General features: G+C 31.7%; 12 protein-coding genes and 1 pseudogene. 2 read left to right on the forward strand and 11 right to left on the reverse strand.

The window, feature by feature from the left end; translation table 11 throughout:
- Positions 1-128 precede the first annotated feature (128 nt).
- The 5 genes from SJY43_RS09145 to SJY43_RS09165 all read right to left on the reverse strand — a co-directional run bounded on the left by SJY43_RS09145 (position 129) and on the right by SJY43_RS09165 (position 12,167).
- A complete protein-coding gene (locus SJY43_RS09145) occupies positions 129-5,081 on the reverse strand; it encodes a choice-of-anchor L domain-containing protein (RefSeq protein ID WP_396600440.1) in 4,953 nt (1,650 codons plus the stop codon).
- 148 nt (positions 5,082-5,229) lie between these two features.
- The gene (locus tag SJY43_RS09150; RefSeq protein WP_396600441.1) at positions 5,230-7,728 is read right to left on the reverse strand and encodes a T9SS type B sorting domain-containing protein; all 2,499 of its coding nucleotides are present in this window, start codon (positions 7,726-7,728) and stop codon (positions 5,230-5,232) included.
- Positions 7,688-10,405 carry a T9SS type B sorting domain-containing protein gene (locus SJY43_RS09155; RefSeq protein WP_396600442.1) on the reverse strand — a complete coding sequence of 906 codons (2,718 nt, stop codon included), beginning with the start codon at positions 10,403-10,405 and terminating at the stop codon, positions 7,688-7,690. Before SJY43_RS09155 ends, SJY43_RS09150 begins: the two co-directional genes overlap by 41 nt.
- A 29-nt stretch (positions 10,406-10,434) precedes the next feature.
- Positions 10,435-11,259, reverse strand: a complete 825-nt coding sequence (locus SJY43_RS09160; protein WP_396600443.1) for an ABC transporter permease — start codon at positions 11,257-11,259, stop codon at positions 10,435-10,437.
- Positions 11,260-11,264: 5 nt separating this feature from the next.
- Positions 11,265-12,167: an ABC transporter ATP-binding protein gene (locus SJY43_RS09165; RefSeq protein WP_396600444.1), complete on the reverse strand. Its 903-nt coding sequence runs from the start codon at positions 12,165-12,167 to the stop codon at positions 11,265-11,267.
- A gap of 126 nt (positions 12,168-12,293) precedes the next feature.
- Between SJY43_RS09165 and SJY43_RS09170 the strand changes: the two genes are divergently transcribed.
- Positions 12,294-13,361 (forward strand): hypothetical protein, encoded by a 1,068-nt coding sequence (locus SJY43_RS09170; protein WP_396600445.1) that lies wholly within the window; start codon positions 12,294-12,296, stop codon positions 13,359-13,361.
- On the opposite strand, the gene SJY43_RS09175 is transcribed toward SJY43_RS09170, so the two are convergent.
- The 5 genes and pseudogenes from SJY43_RS09175 to SJY43_RS09195 all read right to left on the reverse strand — a co-directional run bounded on the left by SJY43_RS09175 (position 13,358) and on the right by SJY43_RS09195 (position 17,371).
- A complete protein-coding gene (locus SJY43_RS09175) occupies positions 13,358-13,870 on the reverse strand; it encodes an IS1096 element passenger TnpR family protein (RefSeq protein ID WP_396600446.1) in 513 nt (170 codons plus the stop codon). The genes SJY43_RS09170 and SJY43_RS09175 overlap by 4 nt on opposite strands.
- A 40-nt stretch (positions 13,871-13,910) precedes the next feature.
- A complete protein-coding gene (locus SJY43_RS09180) occupies positions 13,911-14,924 on the reverse strand; it encodes a COX15/CtaA family protein (RefSeq protein WP_396600447.1) in 1,014 nt (337 codons plus the stop codon).
- A 1-nt stretch (position 14,925) separates the two neighbouring features.
- Positions 14,926-15,378, reverse strand: a complete 453-nt coding sequence (locus SJY43_RS09185; RefSeq protein ID WP_396600448.1) for a GNAT family N-acetyltransferase — start codon at positions 15,376-15,378, stop codon at positions 14,926-14,928.
- A pseudogene (locus SJY43_RS09190) lies at positions 15,375-16,793 on the reverse strand (CCA tRNA nucleotidyltransferase). The gene SJY43_RS09185 and the pseudogene SJY43_RS09190 overlap by 4 nt, the downstream one beginning before the upstream one ends.
- Before the next feature lie 17 nt (positions 16,794-16,810).
- Positions 16,811-17,371: an L-threonylcarbamoyladenylate synthase gene (locus SJY43_RS09195; protein WP_396600449.1), complete on the reverse strand. Its 561-nt coding sequence runs from the start codon at positions 17,369-17,371 to the stop codon at positions 16,811-16,813.
- A 79-nt stretch (positions 17,372-17,450) separates the two neighbouring features.
- Between SJY43_RS09195 and SJY43_RS09200 the strand changes: the two genes are divergently transcribed.
- Complete coding sequence (locus tag SJY43_RS09200; RefSeq protein WP_396600450.1) at positions 17,451-18,206, forward strand: lipopolysaccharide kinase InaA family protein; 756 nt, start codon at positions 17,451-17,453, stop codon at positions 18,204-18,206.
- Here SJY43_RS09200 and SJY43_RS09205 read toward each other — a convergent pair.
- Positions 18,203-18,967: a glycosyltransferase family 2 protein gene (locus SJY43_RS09205; protein WP_396600451.1), complete on the reverse strand. Its 765-nt coding sequence runs from the start codon at positions 18,965-18,967 to the stop codon at positions 18,203-18,205. The genes SJY43_RS09200 and SJY43_RS09205 overlap by 4 nt on opposite strands.
- Between the last annotated feature and the right edge of the window lie 28 nt (positions 18,968-18,995).

The raw sequence follows: 18,995 nt of genomic DNA on the forward strand, positions 1-18,995 counted from the left end.
GGAAAAATTTAATTAAATCGAAATACTAAAATATGCTATTTTAGTATTATAAGACTTATAAAATCTCCTAAGGTTTAATAATTAAGGTAAAATACTTAATTAGTTTGGCGTATGTTTTATAGATTGGTTTATCTTTTTAAAGTAAAATGACCTCTTAAATTAAAGGATTCTCCATCTTGAATAATATCTGCTGAAAACCAGTAGTCATCAGAAGGCATAGGGTTTCCATTGTAAGTGCCATCCCAACCTAAAGAGTAATGAGGAAGCATTTTTATTAATTTACCCTGTCTAGTGTAAATGTAAACTAGTGTTCCTGGTAATTGATCTGCTCCAATAATATGCCAAGTATCATAAATACCGTCGCTATTTGGAGTTACAAATTTTGGGATATCAAAAACAAAAACCTCTCTTGAAACATCCATACATCCATTTAAGTCTCTAACTGTAACTATGTGTCTGCCAAACGAAACATCTTCAAAAATATTTGATGTTTGTGGCTCGGCATCATCTAAAATGAAAACGTAATCTCCTATTCTTGAATTGTCTATTTCTACAGTTATACTATTTGGGTCTTCAAAATCTACAGTTTGAGTGATTGTAATTTCGGCCTCATCAGATGGGATAACATCAAAATTATGAGTGTAAGGGCAATCATCACCAATAATATTGTGTCTAGTTACAGTTACAGAATAACTTCCAGCTTCAGTAGGGTCAATTGTTATTTCACTAGTTGTTTCTCCAGTAGACCATAAATATGTATCTCCAGTTACGCCTGTATCTGCAACAACTATAACTGGTTCGTTATTACATAAGGGTACAATTTCATTTATAGGAATAACGGGTTTAGGGTTAATTCTTAAATTAAATTGAGTAAGACTATAGCATCCTGTGTTGTTGTTTTCAAGCCTAGCGTAAATAGTTTCATTATCTGTCGCTAAATAATTATTAAGTAATGCATCTATTTCATTTTCAGAATTATCTAAATTTAAATAGTATGTAATGGAATAATTTGAAGGGTTTAAGCCGCCCAAAATAGAGTTGTTATTATCTGTTAAATCGAAAATTAGTTCTCCATCAAAATCATCATCACATGCTACTAAATCTGGAGGTGTATTGGCTATTGGGTTTTCATTTATCTGTAAAATGAAAGATGTAATTATTGGGCAACCTGTAGTTATGTCTGAAACTCTAATAAATATTTCATGACTAGCTGCTGTGTAGTTAAACGTACTATTTAATGAAGGCGCATTATCATCGGCATCCATTTCATTTGCATGATAGGATATATTTACTATTGATGTATCATCAACTACCATATCGTTAATTTGAGATAAATCATAAGTATCTGTGTCATTATCACAAATAGGAATTGTTCCAATCGTATTTATAGTTGGTGGCAAGTCTACAAAAAGCTCTACAGGAACTATAGTAAAGCATCCCGTTAAATTATTTGCAATTTTAATATAAATAGTGGTTGCTGTCGAATTAAAGTTTGACGGATCGGCAATTGCATTTGAGTTGTCTAAAACATCATTGAAATTTATATCAGTTTCATTCTCAAAATAATTAATTGATAGATTGCTTTTAACTCTATCTAAAATTTCAAAATCTGTAGTTATAGTATCTATATTATAAAATGTTAAATCAAAACTTGCAATACCATCTGCTACTGCTGCACATTCTGTTAATGATGGATTATTAGTAACAATATCTGGTGCCGCAACAATATTTATTCCAAGTTCTTCAATGGTATAACAAAATGGCGCAACGCTACTTTCAATTCTTACATATATACTTTGTGGGTTACGAACATTTGTGTAATTTCCTGGCAAAGGATCTTCAGAATCTTCAGCTTTTTGCGGTGTTAAATAAAACGAAATCTTTAAAGGGTCTGGAGAAGTTGATTGAATTTCGTCGGCTTTTTCGGTTAAATTAAATTCATTAAAACCATCATTACTAGCGTCATCACAGACTAAAAAATCTATTACGGGATCGTAAGTAGGGTAGGGTGCTACTTCAATTTTAATAGAACCTGTGCTGTAGCATGTACCAATTTCGGCTGTAATATTTTCAACGCGAACATATAAAGTTTTAGAGTCCGAATTGTAAGCAACAGTTTTGTCAATAGCATTTGATAAATTGCCATCTGTAGCATCAATTTCATTTTCAAAGTAATATACTTCTTTTCCAGTTTGGCTATTTAAAATATCAGCGTCGGTATCAATTAAAATAAAATCAGCAAAATCTTGTCCATCATCTTCACATATTTGAAAATTAATATCTGTAGGTATTATTGGTAATGTGTTTATAATGGCTTCAAAAGAAACAATAGTATAACAACGCTCGTCTAGAATAGGATTGCTCGTATCTTCAACACGTATGTAAAAAGTTTGTGTATCTGTATTATAATCACTTCTATCTCCTTCAGGAATTGCATTTGTATTATTGTCTGCATCGTCAAATGAGTTAAATACATCTACATTTAAGCCAGTTCTATTTGGTACAGCTTCAACAATTTTATCTTCAAGATTAATTATAGAAAAGCCATCTTGATCATCATCACAAACAACAAAATCTATAGGCTGCACAGTTGAAGGAGCATTTAGTATTTCAATTTGAAAAGGATTTACAGTTGAGCAGCCAGAATTTATGTTTTCAATTCGTGCGTAAAGTGTTTCAACTGAGCTAGTGTTATTGTAAAATGGTGGTAGTTGGTTTGCTAAGTTATTATTTTGAGCATCTGTTTCATTATTAAAATATGTAACAGTAAAATCGGTATTTCCTGCTGTAACAATATTAGTTACAGAACCAGGTTCGGTTGATTGAAAATCTATACTCGCAATTCCATCATCATCACTATCACAATACGAAATAACTTGATTTGGAAAAAGCAAAATTGGGTTTACTAATAAAGAAATTTCTGTGTTTTCGGTACAACCTCCTCCTTCAATACTCACATATAAAACCTGTGGACCTACAGTGGCATATGGCGTTGATTTATCTAGGGCATTATTACCATTGTCTCTATCATCTTCTTCTTCATAAAATGTTACTGTAATTGAATCTGGTAACTCATTTCCGATAAAAGTTTCTATAGTATTTAAATCAAAATCTAAAGTGTCTGAACTATCATTGTTTGAATCGCACAGCGCAAAGTCTCCTGTATCTGTTCCAGTTAGTAATAAATTTGTGTGAATTTCAAAAGGGACAATGGTGGCACAACCAGTTATATCATCTACAATTCTTAGGTATATAGTTGCTGAGCCTGGTTCGGTTACTGCATTTGCATACTGATAGTTTGTTTCATCTGCGATAACATTTCTATTCATTTCAGCATCATCAAAAGTGTTATGAAATGTTGTAGAAACTCCAGTTAAGCCATTTAAAATATCACTAATTACTTCTGTTAAATCAAAAGCAGCTTCACCATCTAAATCTCTATCGCAAGCATCTAAGTATTGGGTATCTCGGTTAACAATTGGACTTAATGTAATATCTACATCTAATTGTGTAGTAGTTGTACAGCCAGTTGTTGTATTTATAATTCTCACATAAACTAATTCGTTAGGCGTATTTGTGTTTATGTAAGGTGATGGAATTGGGTTGTTTCCAGTATTTGCATCTGCAGGGTTGTAATGGTAAGTAACAAATAGGTTTGGGTCTCCAGATGTAATTTCGTCATCTTTTTCCGTTAAATCGATAATTGCAAAACCGTCTGGATTGTCATCGCCATCACAAACTTCTAGTGGTGTTGGTGTTACAATATTTGGGATTGGGTTAACAATCAAGTCAAAAGTTGTATAAGAAAAACAATTACTATCAGAATCTTGAACTCTAACATAAATAGTTTGAGGAGATGCTGTGTTTTGTATAGGTGTTGTTATTGGGCTTTGGTTTAGTCGTGCTTGGTTATCTGTTAAATGATAACTAAAGGTGTAATTTGTAAATGGGGCATTTGCAATAACTTCAGAGTCTTTTGTAGAGAGATCGAAGGTTTCTATTTCGTCACCGCTAGAATCATCACACAATTGATAATCTGAAATAGGGTCCATGGGCTCTTCTGTGTTAAGAACTACAACTATTTCGTCTTCTTCTGTACAATTAGAACTGTTAACGGGTGAAGTGACTACAACGCGATAAATTCCGTCTTGAACTGCTGTGTAAGTCGGGTCTGTAGCACCAGTAATTAGACCACCATTACGGTACCAAGCGTAGGAAACAAGTGAGTTTTCTAAATCTGCATCTAAAGTCACAGAACTGGCACAAGTTGTTATGTCTTCTCCTAAATCTAATATTCTAAAACTATCTCCTTCAATAAACACGGCGGAGTCGTAACCGCCATTATTTTGATCTGCAATTATTAATTTAATGTTGTAAGTTACATTTGGTAATATTACTCCAGAAGCTGTAAGAACTGTTGTTCTCCCATTATAATTTGTGTCTCCAAGACCATAGCCTTCAAAATATTCATTGTTTTGGGCTGGACAAATACCAAAAATTTCATCATGTATAGTATTTGTATTTACCGGCGTTGTTGTACCAGGAATTAATGCGATGTTTTGATATGGGTCTGTCGTTCCTGCTTCTTTAATGAGGAAAACAAAACCATCAGAAAATTGACAAGGGAATTCTGCAAAATATTCTTCTGAGGCTAATATGTAATTAAATTGAAATTGATTTGATATAGATGTGAAATCGAATTCTATAGACGTCGCATTTAAAGTATTTGTAATACCTAAAGCAGTTTCTAAATCTGGATCTGTTCCCCATGTATTTGAGCCTTCACTAAGAATAGGTGTTCTTACAGCATTACCACCTGAAGTTGCCCCTCCTGTTGATAGCATAATACCATTTTCAAAAGGGAAATTAGAACTCCCTCTTTCAAAATATGCATAACTGGCAAAACCACTTGACGCCCCATTTACCGAAGAGCTAATATTCGAGATATTAACGCAGCCATTAACTAAATTATTTTCTATTAATGGTTGTAACCCAACTGAATCATCAATAGAAATCTGCTGAGCAAACACAAAATTACTATTAAAACATAGTAAAAGTAATATGAAGGAAATAATTCTCATAACTTGTAGGTACTTTCTAGTTCGTTATTATAATGTTAATTTATTATAATTAGTGGGGCTAATTTTGGGCGAAAAATAGATATTATTTGGATGAAACGCAAAAAATATCGGATAAAACGCATTTTATTCGATGTTTAACACTTTTATGCTAGTTAACTAATGCAAAATGATTTTTAAAAATTCTTCCATCTTCTAATTTAACTGAAAACCAATAATCATCATTGGGCAGAGTGTTTCCATTTAATAAACCATTCCAGCCTTGGCTTGTTGGATCTAATTCTTTTACTAATTTACCATATCTATTAAAAATTTGGATTTTAGTATTGCTTTGAATGATATCTGAAATGCCATAAACTTGCCAAGTATCATTAACACCATCGTTATTAGGTGTGAAAAACTTTGGAAACCCAATTACTGATGCTATTTCATTAACAACTCCACAATCGTTTTTTATGTCTCTTACTAGAACATTATATATACCTGGGAACACATTCTCAAATAGGTTGCTGTCTTGGTATGGTTTTATAACATTATCATTTTCATCAACAAGACTATATTCGTAAACCCCTTCACCTGTAACGAATACTGTTATGGTATTATTTTCTGAAGCATCAGTTATATCAAAAGCTGGTGTGTTGAAACTTGCAATATTTGAAGGTTCTACGGTTACAGTTCTAATTTTCGAACAATTGTTATTATCTGTTACAGTAACCGTATAAACACCAGGAGCATTTATTTGGGTTTCGTAAGTTGTATCTCCATTAGACCAATCGTATGTGTAATTATTTGGATCGCCATTTAAAACAGCAGCGTCAATGGATATGGTGTCCGGAAAATCATTTAAACAGTAATACACCAAATCTTCTGTTTTTATGTCCGGAAGCGGGTATACGTTTAGAAAAACTTGACTAATACCGTAGCAATCATTAACGTTTTCAACACGTGCATATACGGTTTGAGAATAGGGTGTAGTATTTGTAAATGTTGTACTTAATGGGTTTTGTTCTAATAGAGAATCATTAAAACTGGCATAATACACAATAGTTAAACCACTTGGATGACCGTTTAAAATAATACTATCAGCATCAGTTAAATCAAACTCATGTAAACCATCTTCAATACCATCATCATCACAGAGTGGAGGTAAATGTGCATTATTGGCATCAGTTACTGTAACATCTAGTGTTAATTCTGCAATACTTGTGCAGCCTGTTACGGTGTTTGTTACTTCTGCAAATATAATTTGCTGGTTTATAGTGTTATTAAAGCTATCTCCAGTTATTTCATCAGTTTTTGCCATATCTGTGTAAAAACGTATTGATCTTTCTGGAGTTCCTCCGGTAATTAGCTCACTAGCTTCATTAATATTAAAACGTGTTAATCCATCAGCTAGTCCATCTTCATCACATTGTATTAAAGTGTAGTCAAAACTATCTGGAGCTTCATTAATAATTAGGTTTAATGTTGTAATACTTCTGCAATTAATATTTGTAACATCTTCAATTCTAACAAAAACCTGTTCTGTAAATGGATCTGCATTATAATATGAATTAGAAATTGCTCCAAGGCGACTATCTGCATCAATAAAAGATGTATAGTACGAAATGTTAAAATCTGCAGGATCTTGTCCATTTAAAATTTCGTCGTTTTTAGATGTTAAATCGAAAATTACCCGTCCGTTTTTATCATCACCATCATCTAAATTATCACATAAAGTATAATCTTCTGGATCAGCGAAATCAGGTCCTAAATTTACATCTAATTGAAAATCGGTTAACTCAAAACAGCCGGTATTATCGTTTGTAATTCTAGCATAAATAGTTTGCGGATTACTTATGTTTGTATATGGACTTGGTAATGGGTTTATGCCAATATTGGCATCACTAGCAGTTTCATGATAGGTTACAGTTACATCTACTTGACTACCAGTTATAGGAGCTGTATTATCGGCTATGTTAAAGTCTGTAAAACCATCAGGAGAAGTTGCAATGTCATCATCGCATTTTTCAAAATTTAATGCTGTTCCTGTTACACTAGACTCATCAGAAGGTGGTTCTTCAAATGTAGCTGTTCCAGTCCATTGCAGATTAAAGGCACTATCTCCTTCTGGTCTGTCTATAACAATAAAATAAGTTTCGCCAGCAAGAACATCAAGCCATCTTACAAAGCTATTGCCACTATCTCCTGGACCTTCCATTGTATCGGTTTCCGAGGCTCTCATGCCAGTTGTATTGTAACTTAGGTTTGCACTTGGAGGATAAGTGGTAGAACATCTAATTGTAGCACCTAAGTTATTACAAGGTACATTTGGACCAAATATGAAAAAATCATAATCTTCTGTAATCCTAGTGCTTTCTGGAGTGAGCGTGAAACCTAAAGTGCCATTAGTAATTGTTGTAACACTAAGCCATACACTATTATTCTCATTGCTCCCGCAGGAGAGAGGAAATTCATTTATTCCTGCTCCATTTACATCTAAACTAATATCTGAATTTCCACAAGTAATTACAGCATTTACACAGTCATTAGGAGACTGACAGTAAATTTGACTTGAAAATAATACGACAGTTAATACTAGGATAAACTTGATAAGTGTTCTCAACATATTAGTATTTAAGGGTAAAATGATTTTTATAAACTCTACCATCTTGCAGTTTTACAGAAAACCAGTAGTCATCAGCGGGTAATATGTTGCCGTTTAGGGTGCCATTCCAACCAGATTCTAAAGGTGATAATTGTTTTAATAGTTTACCATAACGATCATATATATGAATTTTTGAGTCTGGTTGAAACATTTCGGAAACTCCTAAAATTTGCCAAGTATCATTTACGCCATCGTTATTGGGAGTAAAAAATTTAGGAAATCCAATAACTGATACGTTTTTGTCTACAGGGCCACAATTGTTCTTCACATCTTTAACTACGACATTGTATATGCCTGGATAAATATTTTCAAATAAATTACTGTCTTGAAAGGGCCTCGTAATAATTTCGTTACTATCAATTAAACTATATTGATAAGTACCTTCACCAGAAACAAAAACGGTTATTGTATTGTTTTGTGTTACATCATTAACATCAAAGGCAGGTGTTTCAAAAGTTGCAATATTAGATGGTTCAATTGTAATGGTTCTATTTTTTGAGCAACCAAAAACATTCGTTACAGTAACGGTATATGTTCCTGCTTCATTTATTTCTGTTTGATATTTGGTGTCTCCATTAGACCAACTATAGCTATAATTACTTGGTGAATCATTTATAAGACCAGCATCTATAGTAATTGTATTTGGAAATTCATTTAAGCAATAATATTCAAAACCTTCGGTTTCAATATTTGGTAATTTGTTTACAGTAAGTAGTACTTCACTAATTCCATAACAGCTGTTTTCATTTTCTGCACGAGCAAAAATGGTTTGAGTATAAGGTGTTGTATTAGTATATGCTGTTGCTAAGCTATTTGTTTCTAATAGCGCATCTATATATGTTTCATAATATGAAATGTTTAACCCTGTTGGTAAACCATCAAATACTATAGCATCTGCATTACTTAAATCAAAATCGTGAAAGCCGTCTTCAAAACCATCATCATCACATTGGCTTAACTCAGCATTATTAACATCTGTAACGCTAACTTGTAAAGTTAATTCAGAAAAACTATGACATCCAGAACTATCATTTATTACTTCAACAAAAATGGTTTGCGGGTTTGTAGTGTTAATAAATATATTGCCATCAACTTCAAATACTCGAGCAGGATCTAAATAAAACTTAGTGGATCTATCAGGAATACTGCCGGTTAAAGCATCATTAGCTTCATTAAGATTAAAATAGGTAATACCATCGGCACTATCATCTTCATCACACTGCAATAACGTGTGATTATAAGCTTCTGGATTTGGTGTAAAATTAACAAAAGCTTGACCTTCTAATATGCAATCTCCATTATTTGGCTCGATAATTAGCTCGTAATGTCCAGCATTAAATATTTCTAAAACAAAACTTGGTTCTGGTAATGGGTTACCATTATACGACCATTTGTAGGTTGCACCTGGCAGATCATCTGCTATTAAGGTATACGAGCTGCCATCACAAATCTCTAAATTTATAGAACTCTCGCCATTTTTAATAATGTCTATTTCTGTATTAAAAAATGAAGCTATAAAAGGAGGTAAACCTTGTGAAGAACTAAATGGGGATAAGCTTACTGCGTTATGATTGTAATTACAGCCTGCGCCAATTACATTAGGATTTTCAATGGCACCAAGAAAAGGTATGCCTTGTGTATAAGTTGCGCTTAAGGCTCTATAAATTTTACCATTAGGACCAAGTTGTAAGCCACCTCTGTATAATTGTCTATTATCAACTATAAAAGCAGAGGAAATAAAATCTACATCTGATAAGTTGTATTGTATTAACTGTGAGTTGTGGTTTGAAAGTATTTCATTGTTAGCTGAGTTTCCAAAATCAAAAAAATCATTAGATGCATGTACATAAAGCAGATTGCTGTTTGGAGAAAATTCTAAACCATATGGTACATTAGCAGTACCACTTATAGTTATTGATTGTTGGTTACTAACGATGCCTGTAGCTACGTCAAAATCATAAATGTATAAGCCATCAGATGTATTAGCACACGCCATTTTTGTGCCATCTGGAGAAAGTTTTAAGTAGCCTCTTACATCACTAACGCTAATTGAAAATGTTGTTGTAACGGGCGCAGTATTAACGCCAAGGTCGCTTACTTCAAAAGCATGAAACGAATCGTAATTATCAGTAAGCCCATTTGCAGAAGCAAATGTTAAAACCCATATAGATTCTGAAACACAATCTTTAAGAACAGCTGTGATTTTTTCTGTGCAATCTTGTAATAAATTTATGTTTTTTGAAGTTACAGCGCCTAATCCACCATCAAGAGTAATGTCTATCTCAGAATAGTTTAAACCTAAATGTGATTCTCTATTGCTATGGTTATCTACAGTAAAAACATAATAGGTGTTTTCATCTTTTGGTTTAGGAACTATAATGGCAGATTGTGTGCTAGATGGATCACCAAATAAGTTAGCGCCATTACTCATAATATCATGATTTTTATTCCAAACGGTTATGCCATCGGTATAGAATAATAAATCTCCATTATCATCAGAAATTGATGTACACCCTTCAAAAGTATTTATTTGGCCATCACTAAGCGAGGAAACAGTATTATTTCCTAAATCAAATTTCACACCACTATTGTATCCAAAATACCAAGTAGAAGCTTCGTTTTGAGAGTAAATGTTTAGTCCAACGAGACAAAAAATTACGAATAATACAGACTTTTTCATTTTTCAGTAGCAATAAGCTACCAAAGATATCACAAATCTCTCTTTTTTAATAATCTATACGATAAAAAGATGAATAGCGCTGTCCAAGCAATTACGATAGCAAATTCATACCAATGTACAGCATAGTCATAGGCTAGCTCACCTTTGTTGGGGAATTTTGTCATGGCTATTCTTTGAAAAGGTTGGTCTATTAATTTATACATAGATTTTAATGGAAAGAAATTTTGAATTTTTTCGGCTAAGGCTCCATCAGATTGCCATGCAATTAAACCAAAGAATATCCATTCTAATATGAATAAAATAAATAAGAATGCTAAAGCAAATGCCGATCGTTTTACTAACATACCAAGAAAGAGACATAGGCTAAAAAAGCCAATTAATTTTAAAAAGTAGGCAAACAAAAATTCAACTTCTCTAAATATTATTGAAGCTTCAGTATAACTTGAATAGTATAAACCAATACAGAATGAAATTAAAGCAATAAGTATAGTAGAAACTAGTGAGAAAAAAATAATGGTATAAAATTTAGAAAGTATAAATTCCTTTTTGCTTAACCCATCAATAAGGTTTTGTTTTATTGTTTTGTTACTGTACTCATTGCCAATCATACTAACCACAACAATAGCAAAAAAGAATTTGAATTGCGACGCAAAAAAGGTTGTTAAGTGCCAAATAATAGGGAAATTAAAAATACCTAATTCTCCTAGTTCTAACGTAAAGAAACCAAATACATTAATTTTTAATGATGAAAGTAAAATAACAAAGAATGGCAAAATAAAAGATACAAATATGAGTATTTTACTAGTTCTGTTAAGTAATAGTTTTTGTAATTCTAAATTTAAAAGTCGTAACATTCTGGTTAGTTTTGGTTGTTGTCTGTTAATTGTAAAAATTGCTCTTCTAGACTTTCTTTACGCTGTACTAAGTGCGTTAATATTACGCCTTGTTTAAAAAGGTAAGTGTTAAAATCTTCAGATTTCATAGGTTCATTTAAAAAGGCCGTAACCAGATGGTCTTTAACTTTAACTTTTCCAAAAGATTTATGATTTTCTAATAATTTAACCAACTCGTCTTCTTTATTAGATTTAAGCTCAAAAAATCCATGGCTGGAAATCATTTCATCTACGCGTCCAGAATATAATTTTACTCCTTTACGAAGTACAACTACATGAGAGCAAACCTTTTCAACTTCATCTAATAAATGCGATGCCAATAAAATGGTGGTTCCTTTATCTGCTATTTGCTTTATAATTTCTCTAATTTGGTGAATACCTTGAGGGTCTAAACCATTTGTTGGCTCATCAAGAATTAAAATTTCGGGGTCGTTTAATAGGGCAGATGCAATAGCCAAACGCTGTTTCATACCCAAAGAATAGGTTTTAAACTTACTATCTTTTCTATCTAAAAGGCCAACTAATTCTAGTTTTTCGTCTATTTTACTATGTGCTACACCTTTAATTTTACAAACTAGTTTTAAGTTTTGAGTGGCCGTCATGTACGGGTAAAAATTAGGGCGCTCGATTATAGCGCCTACTTTTTTTAAGGCATCGTGTGTTGAGGTGTTACCATCAAACCAATGAAAATTCCCTTCAGTTTTATTTACTACATTTAGTACAATGCCTAAAGTTGTTGATTTACCGCTTCCATTAGGTCCCAAGATGCCATAGACGTTACCTTTGTTTATGGTGAACGATAGATCTTTTACAGCAGTTAAATACCCGAATTTTTTAGTAAGGTTGTTTATTGTAAGTATAGATTCCAAACTCTAAAGTGTTTTATGCCAACAGTAAAAGTTAACAATGGTTAGTTATTTAAGTAAGACGAATGTCTTTAATTTTTGTTACAAGCATATCGATAAAAACGTTAAATTTGAATAAGTTAAAATTTTATGCAAGATTTAAAAATATCTAAAAAGAAACCTTCGTTTCCTATTACACCTCAGTTAAGTGGTTATCTCTCTGATTATAACAGAAATGTTAAAATCCCTATTTTTTATGATGATTTATTGCGTTTTCAAGGCTCTATTATTGTTTACGATAAAGATGATAACGATACATTATGGATTCGGGTTTACTATAACGAATTTGAAAGAGAAGAGATAGAATCTGCCTTAAAAAAGGTATATACTATTTTTCATTCTGATGGTAATGAAAATATAATTCCTCTTTTAAGTATTGATGCTATTGACTTTTGCACCTTTGGAAATTCAAGGCCTTTTAGAATTAAAATAAGGAATATTTTAAATGATAATTCCACATATTTCTATGTTAAAACTGCCGATGCTTCGCGTGTTTATGGTTTAGAATTAGAACATATGTTATCGCCTTATAATTTAAATTTTTTAGTTTACGAAAACACATTAATTGAAGAGCATATTGCTGGTATTCCGGGCGATGAGTTTATTAAAAATATGTTGCCAACCTGTAGTAAATCTGAAAAATCCCAAATAGCTAAAGAGTTTATAAAGTTTAATGAACGTTGTATGATACGTATGTTAGGCGATATGAGGTCTTATAACTATGTTATTGTACCAACTCATGATTTTGATAAGGTGGTTTACAGAATACGTGCTATAGATTTCGATCAGCAATCCTATGAAGGTAAGTTTAATATTTACAGACCTCAATTTTTTAAGGAGAATTATGAAATGGTTCAGCTAGTTGCTAATAGTATTCAAAAAATGTCTATAGATCAATATAAAACTGAAGAGCGTTCTATTATGGTGAAACGACTTAAGAGTTCTCATATTAGATTAGGAAGGTTATTAAGTTGTATTGAATCTGATGTTATATCAACCAAAGAATATGTAGATCTATTAAAAATGACCATTTTTGATTATACTCACGATGTTAATTTTAAAAAGAGTAAGAATATGGGTGAGATTCTGAAATACTCATTAGAGTTCATAAAACGTAATTATGAAAATGTAAATTTAGAGAATTTAAAGCGTTATTAATTCCAGTTTTCGTTGAAGTCTAAATCTTCATAATCATCTACATCAATACCGTCATCAAATTCGTTGTAGTCGTCGTCTTCATCTGCTTGAAATACTTTTTCCGGAGCAGTATCGGGTACTTGACCTTGCACAAACATTAAGTTTGGGTAATCATGACCTTCGGTTTCATCAACAATTTCAGCGAGTTCAACATAAAATGTCCACATACTCATAAAGTCGTAAACATAAATAAGTTTTGTTTGGGCTTCATGTACCACACTATCTAATGATGTTTCGTTCATTAAACGTGCGGAGCCATCATCGCTTAAATCAAATAAGGATATCTCTTCGCCTTGTTCCCAAACATCGTTACTTATGTAAAATGAAGCCATTTCAGAACCATCAAAGCCAAAAGACTGTGTTACTATATTGTGTAAATCTTCAAGCGTATCTGTTTCACGAATTTCTAAATCGCGAAAAATATCTTCATCTGTGTCGTTATCTAAAATAACTCTAAACCTGTAAATCATGTATTGCAAATTATGCTACAAAGGTAGCTTTTTTTTTAAGTTATTTAGAAAATCTATGAAGTGTAAATGTCATGGCACTTAAAAGAAAAAATGCGCCTATTTGATGTGCTACACCTAACCAAAGAGGTACTTGTAATATAAGAGTAAAAACACCTAAAACAAACTGAACAAAAACCAATATTATTAACCAATTAACACCTTGTTTCTGGTTTGTATCGAGGCTTAAGTGTTTTGTTTTTTTCCAAATTAAAAACACAGAAAACACAACTAAAAAGGCTAAAATACGATGAACAAATTGTATGCCGCTAGGGTTTTCTATCAAGTTTTTATAAAACGGTTCTAACACATAAACCGTATGATGGATAAACTTTCCATCATTCATAAGCGGCCAATGGTTATGAACTAAACCAGCTTTTAATCCTGCTATAAAAGCACCGTAAATAATTTGAATAATTAAAATAATGAAACTTACAATAATAAGATTTCGAATAGATTTATTTGCAGGCTTACGATTAGGATACAACATATCTAAAGCCACCCAAAGCGTTGCAGAAAAAGTAATAAATGCAGTCGTTAAATGAGCTGCAAGTCTGTAATGGCTTACATCTGGCATATCAACTAATCCGCTTTTTACCATATACCAACCTAAAAAACCTTGAAAAGCACCTAAACCTAGTAGCACAAGACATTTTTTGATAGAGCTTTTAGTAAGTTGTTTTCTAATTAAAAAGTAGATAAATGGAATTATAAAAACTAAACCTATCGAGCGCCCAATAACACGATGCAACCATTCCCAAAAATAAATGTTTTTAAAATCTTCAAGTGAAAAATGACTATGATATTGTTGGTATTCTGGATGTTGTTTATAAAACTCAAAAGCTTCTTGCCATTCTTGATCACCAATAGGAGGAATGGTTCCTGTGATTAATCTGTAGTTCGACATAGATAGCCCAGAGTCAGTTAGTCTTGTAATACCTCCAACTACCACCATTATAAAAATTAAAACGCAACCAGTAAGAAGCCAATAAATTACTTTTTTATTATCCTTTTTCATATTAGATAAGTTCTTTTTTAAAACACACGCTATTAGCTATGTTTTTGTATTGTCCGTAATTTGGAGTTATTTTATAATTCATTTTTTTGTAAAACGAAACAGCCTCTTTTTGCCGTTTTCCTGTTTCTAAAACACAAGTTTTAAATGCTAATTCTTTTGACCAATTTTCAAGCTCAGTTAAAATTTTAGAGGCAACACCTTGACCTCGTAAATTTGGTTTTGTAAACATCCGTTTAACTTCAACTGAATAATCATCTATAGCTTTAAAAGCTCCGCATCCAATAGGTGTTTCATTTTTATATGCGACCGCAACATGCTTTAAAACATCAATATTATTGTATTGATTATAAAATTCATGCTCTTCACCATCAATAATTTTTAAATAGTCATTTAAAGATTTTACTAAAAAAACAAAATCTTTATTTTCTGAATTTGTTCTAATTACTTTAATCATGATTTAGGTTTTAATCCTAAAGCTTTTCCTCTTTCTAACATTAATTGATAGGCAGCATCATATTCATTTGGGATATCGCCTTCAAGAATGGCTTCTTTAATAGATTCCTTTATTAAACCAATTTCTCGTGATGGTTTTAAATTGAATGCCTTCATTATTTCTTCACCAGAAATAGGAGGCTGAAAATTTCTAACATGATCGCGGGCTTCAACTTCAATAATTTTTTCGCGAACTATTTTAAAATTGTTATGGTATTTATTAAATTTTTTAGGGTTCTTGGTCGTTATATCTGCTTCACAAAGCGTCATTAAATCTTCAACATAATCTCCAGCATCAAAAACTAAACGACGTACTGCAGAATCCGTAGCCATATCATCAGCTAAAACAATGGGTCTTGAGCTCATAAACACCATTTTCTAAACGAATTTCATCTTATCATTCAATGGCAGTTTTAGCCTTTTAAATAAATGATAAACCATTTTAGAGCCTTCAAACTCATGCCCATGAAATGTCCAACCTACTTTTTTGCTAAATTTTTTAGTTGGTGCTTTGCCTATATCATGCAACAATGCAGCCCAACGTAACCAAAGGTCGTTTGTGTTTATAGATATGTTATCTACAACTTCAAGTGTGTGATAAAAATTATCTTTATGGCGTTGCCCTTCAACTTCATCAATACCTTTTAATGCTGTTAACTCGGGTAATATATACTGTAATAATCCAGTTTTTTCTAATAATAAAAAACCTTTTGATGGTTTTTTACTTTCAAGAATTTTATTAATCTCGGTTACAATACGCTCGTTAGTAATAATTTTTATTCTATCACTATTTTTTGAAATAGCATCAAGGGATTTGGCTTCTATAGTAAAATCTAGTTGTGTTGCAAACCGAATAGCACGAAGCATTCTAAGTGGATCGTCACTATACGTAATATCTGGGTTTAACGGCGTAATAATGATTTTGTTTTCTAAATCTTTAATGCCATTAAAAGGATCTAATAAATTGCCAAAACTATCTTCACTTAAATTTAAGGCTAATGCATTAATTGTAAAATCTCTTCGGTTTTGATCGTCTTCTAAGCTTCCGTTTTCAACAGATGGATTTCTGCTATTTTCAGTATAAGATTCTTTTCTAGCTCCAACAAATTCAATTTCAATATCTTCAAATCTTAACATGGCAGTACCATAAGTTTTAAAAACTTGAACTTTTGGTTTGTTAGGCAGGTTTTTGGCAACCTGTTTTGCTAGTTTTATTCCATCTCCAATAGCAACAACATCAATGTCTTTAGCATCGCCACGTTTTAAAATAAAATCGCGCACAAAACCACCAATAACAAAAGCATCTAATTGTAGTTCTTTCGCCGATTTTGATATGATTTTAAAAATAGGATTATTTAAAGCTTCTTTGTAATTCATTGCTGATTTTTGAGGTTTTACTCTCGTATAATCTTAACAATTCCATTATTACTTAACTTAATAATTGACGATGGTTTTGAAAAGATTTTTTCGTGGTGCAAATTTACAACATAGTCCACACCTTTTAAAACCTCTGGTGCAATTTCTTTGAATGATTTTGGTGTTGGTGCTTTGCTTACAGTTGCAGGTATTGAAACAATAGCGCCATTTAATTTTCTTGTTAGCCAATAGCAAAAATCATCATCAGGAATTCTTATGGCGATACAACCATCTTTCCTAATTATATTTTTGGCTAGGTTTTGCGCATCATCATAAATTATGGTGGTTGGATTGTCTGCTATTTCAATAATATTTATGGCTGCACTTGGTATTTGTTTAATATATTTTTTCAGCATTCTATCATCTGATATTAAACAAACAATATCATTATAATATTTACTTTGCTTTAATGCATAAATTTTATCGATAGCTTCTGGGTTAGATGCGTCACATCCAACGGACCAATTTGTATCAGTAGGATAAAGTATAAGACCTCCAGCTTTTAGTGTTTGTAATGCTCTGTTTATTTCCTCATTCATGTTTTGAACCTTATATTTGCATGGTTGTAAATTTACAATAGAAAATTGTAGTAATATTACATCCGTTTATTTTATTAAAATGAAAGAAGTAAAAGTATTTAATCAGAATTTAGACAAAAGTTTTCAAGAAAAATTAACTAAATTAATACATGGTTTTGATAGTTTAAGTGGAGGTGAAGGTGAGCGAAATGTCATTAAAATAATAAAAGTAAACGACCATAATTTAAATATTAAAGGGTTTAAAGTACCTAACCTTATTAATCAAATTGCTTATAATTTTTTTAGAAAAAGTAAAGCACAACGTTCTTTTGAGTATGCAAATAAACTAATTAGTTTAAAGGTAGGTACGCCAAATCCGATAGCATATTTTGAGTATAAAACAATACTGTTTTTTAAGAAAAGCTTTTATGTTAGCGAGCAGTTAGACGCTGACTTAACTTATAGAGAGCTAGTTCATGATTTTAATTATCCTGATTATGATAATATTCTGAGAGCTTTTACAAGGTTTACTTTCGATTTGCATGAAAAAGGCATTCAGTTCTTAGATCATTCTCCAGGAAATACATTGATAAAAAAACAAGACGACAATACGTATAAATTTTATTTGGTAGACTTAAACCGAATGATTTTTGGAACTTTAGATTTCGAGACTCGAATTAAGAATTTTGCAAGATTAAGCAAACATAAATCTATGGTTGAGGTTATGAGTGATGAATATGCAAAATGCACTGGTGAAGATTATACAAAAGTTTTTAATTTGATGTGGCAAGAAACACAAGAATTTAGAGCAAAATTTACAAGAAAAAAAGAATTGAAAAAGAAGTTGAAATTTTAATTTTTCACTCTTAACTCCTTAAGTTTTTTATATCTATAGCTAACACCATAAGCGCTCAAATAACAAATTATAAATCCTTCTTTGCCATCTAAAACACCAAGTCTAAAAATATAATTTGTAATGAACTTATAGAATGGCCTAATGTAAAAATGGAATGCATTTGGTTTTTTTCCTTTTTTAAATAATTCTAGAGCTTTAAGACTTGCATAATGCTCCATTTTAGATTTATAATGTGAAGCACTATCAAAACAATAGTGAAGCATAAAATTTTTAAGTACCATACTTTTACCTTCAATTTTAGGCATTTCATGCACTATTTTATCTTCTATATATTTTACTTTGCCTTTTTTAAATAACCTATAAGTTGTGTCAGTTTGAAAGCCACTAAAACGAATGCGTTTTTTCTTAAAAAAATATAAACGCTTAAACATAAAACCAACATGGTTGTTTGGAGTATTTATTACTTTAAAAATTTCAGTTTTTAATTTAGGTGTAATACGCTCATCGGCATCGATAAATAATAGCCATTTGTGTTTTGCTTGCGCTATTGCGAAATTTCTTTGGTCGGAAAAATTCTTAAACTTTCGTTGTATCGTTTTAACGTTTTTTATTGTGCTTAATTTTTCAAATGTGCCATCATTACTATAAGCATCAATAACAATTATTTCATCGGCAAAACCAATATTATCAATTACTTGATCTATATGATTAACTTCATTATAAGTTATTAGTAATGCTGATATTTTATTGGGCGTATTCAAATTATAATAACCATAATTTATCTAGATA

This window comes from Algibacter sp. R77976 (genome assembly GCF_044594645.1).
Lineage (GTDB): Bacteria > Bacteroidota > Bacteroidia > Flavobacteriales > Flavobacteriaceae > Algibacter_B.

Excerpts from the sequence above, each read along its gene's own strand:
- SJY43_RS09145 (WP_396600440.1), bottom strand. The coding sequence starts at position 5,081 with ATGAGAATTATTTCCTTCATATTACTTTTACTATGTTTTAATAGTAAT.
- SJY43_RS09185 (WP_396600448.1), bottom strand. The coding sequence starts at position 15,378 with ATGATTAAAGTAATTAGAACAAATTCAGAAAATAAAGATTTTGTTTTT.
- SJY43_RS09175 (WP_396600446.1), bottom strand. The coding sequence starts at position 13,870 with ATGATTTACAGGTTTAGAGTTATTTTAGATAACGACACAGATGAAGAT.
- SJY43_RS09200 (WP_396600450.1), top strand. The coding sequence starts at position 17,451 with ATGAAAGAAGTAAAAGTATTTAATCAGAATTTAGACAAAAGTTTTCAA.
- SJY43_RS09150 (WP_396600441.1), bottom strand. The coding sequence starts at position 7,728 with ATGGTAGAGTTTATAAAAATCATTTTACCCTTAAATACTAATATGTTG.
- SJY43_RS09155 (WP_396600442.1), bottom strand. The coding sequence starts at position 10,405 with ATGAAAAAGTCTGTATTATTCGTAATTTTTTGTCTCGTTGGACTAAAC.
- SJY43_RS09170 (WP_396600445.1), top strand. The coding sequence starts at position 12,294 with ATGCAAGATTTAAAAATATCTAAAAAGAAACCTTCGTTTCCTATTACA.
- SJY43_RS09180 (WP_396600447.1), bottom strand. The coding sequence starts at position 14,924 with ATGAAAAAGGATAATAAAAAAGTAATTTATTGGCTTCTTACTGGTTGC.
- SJY43_RS09160 (WP_396600443.1), bottom strand. The coding sequence starts at position 11,259 with ATGTTACGACTTTTAAATTTAGAATTACAAAAACTATTACTTAACAGA.
- SJY43_RS09195 (WP_396600449.1), bottom strand. The coding sequence starts at position 17,371 with ATGAATGAGGAAATAAACAGAGCATTACAAACACTAAAAGCTGGAGGT.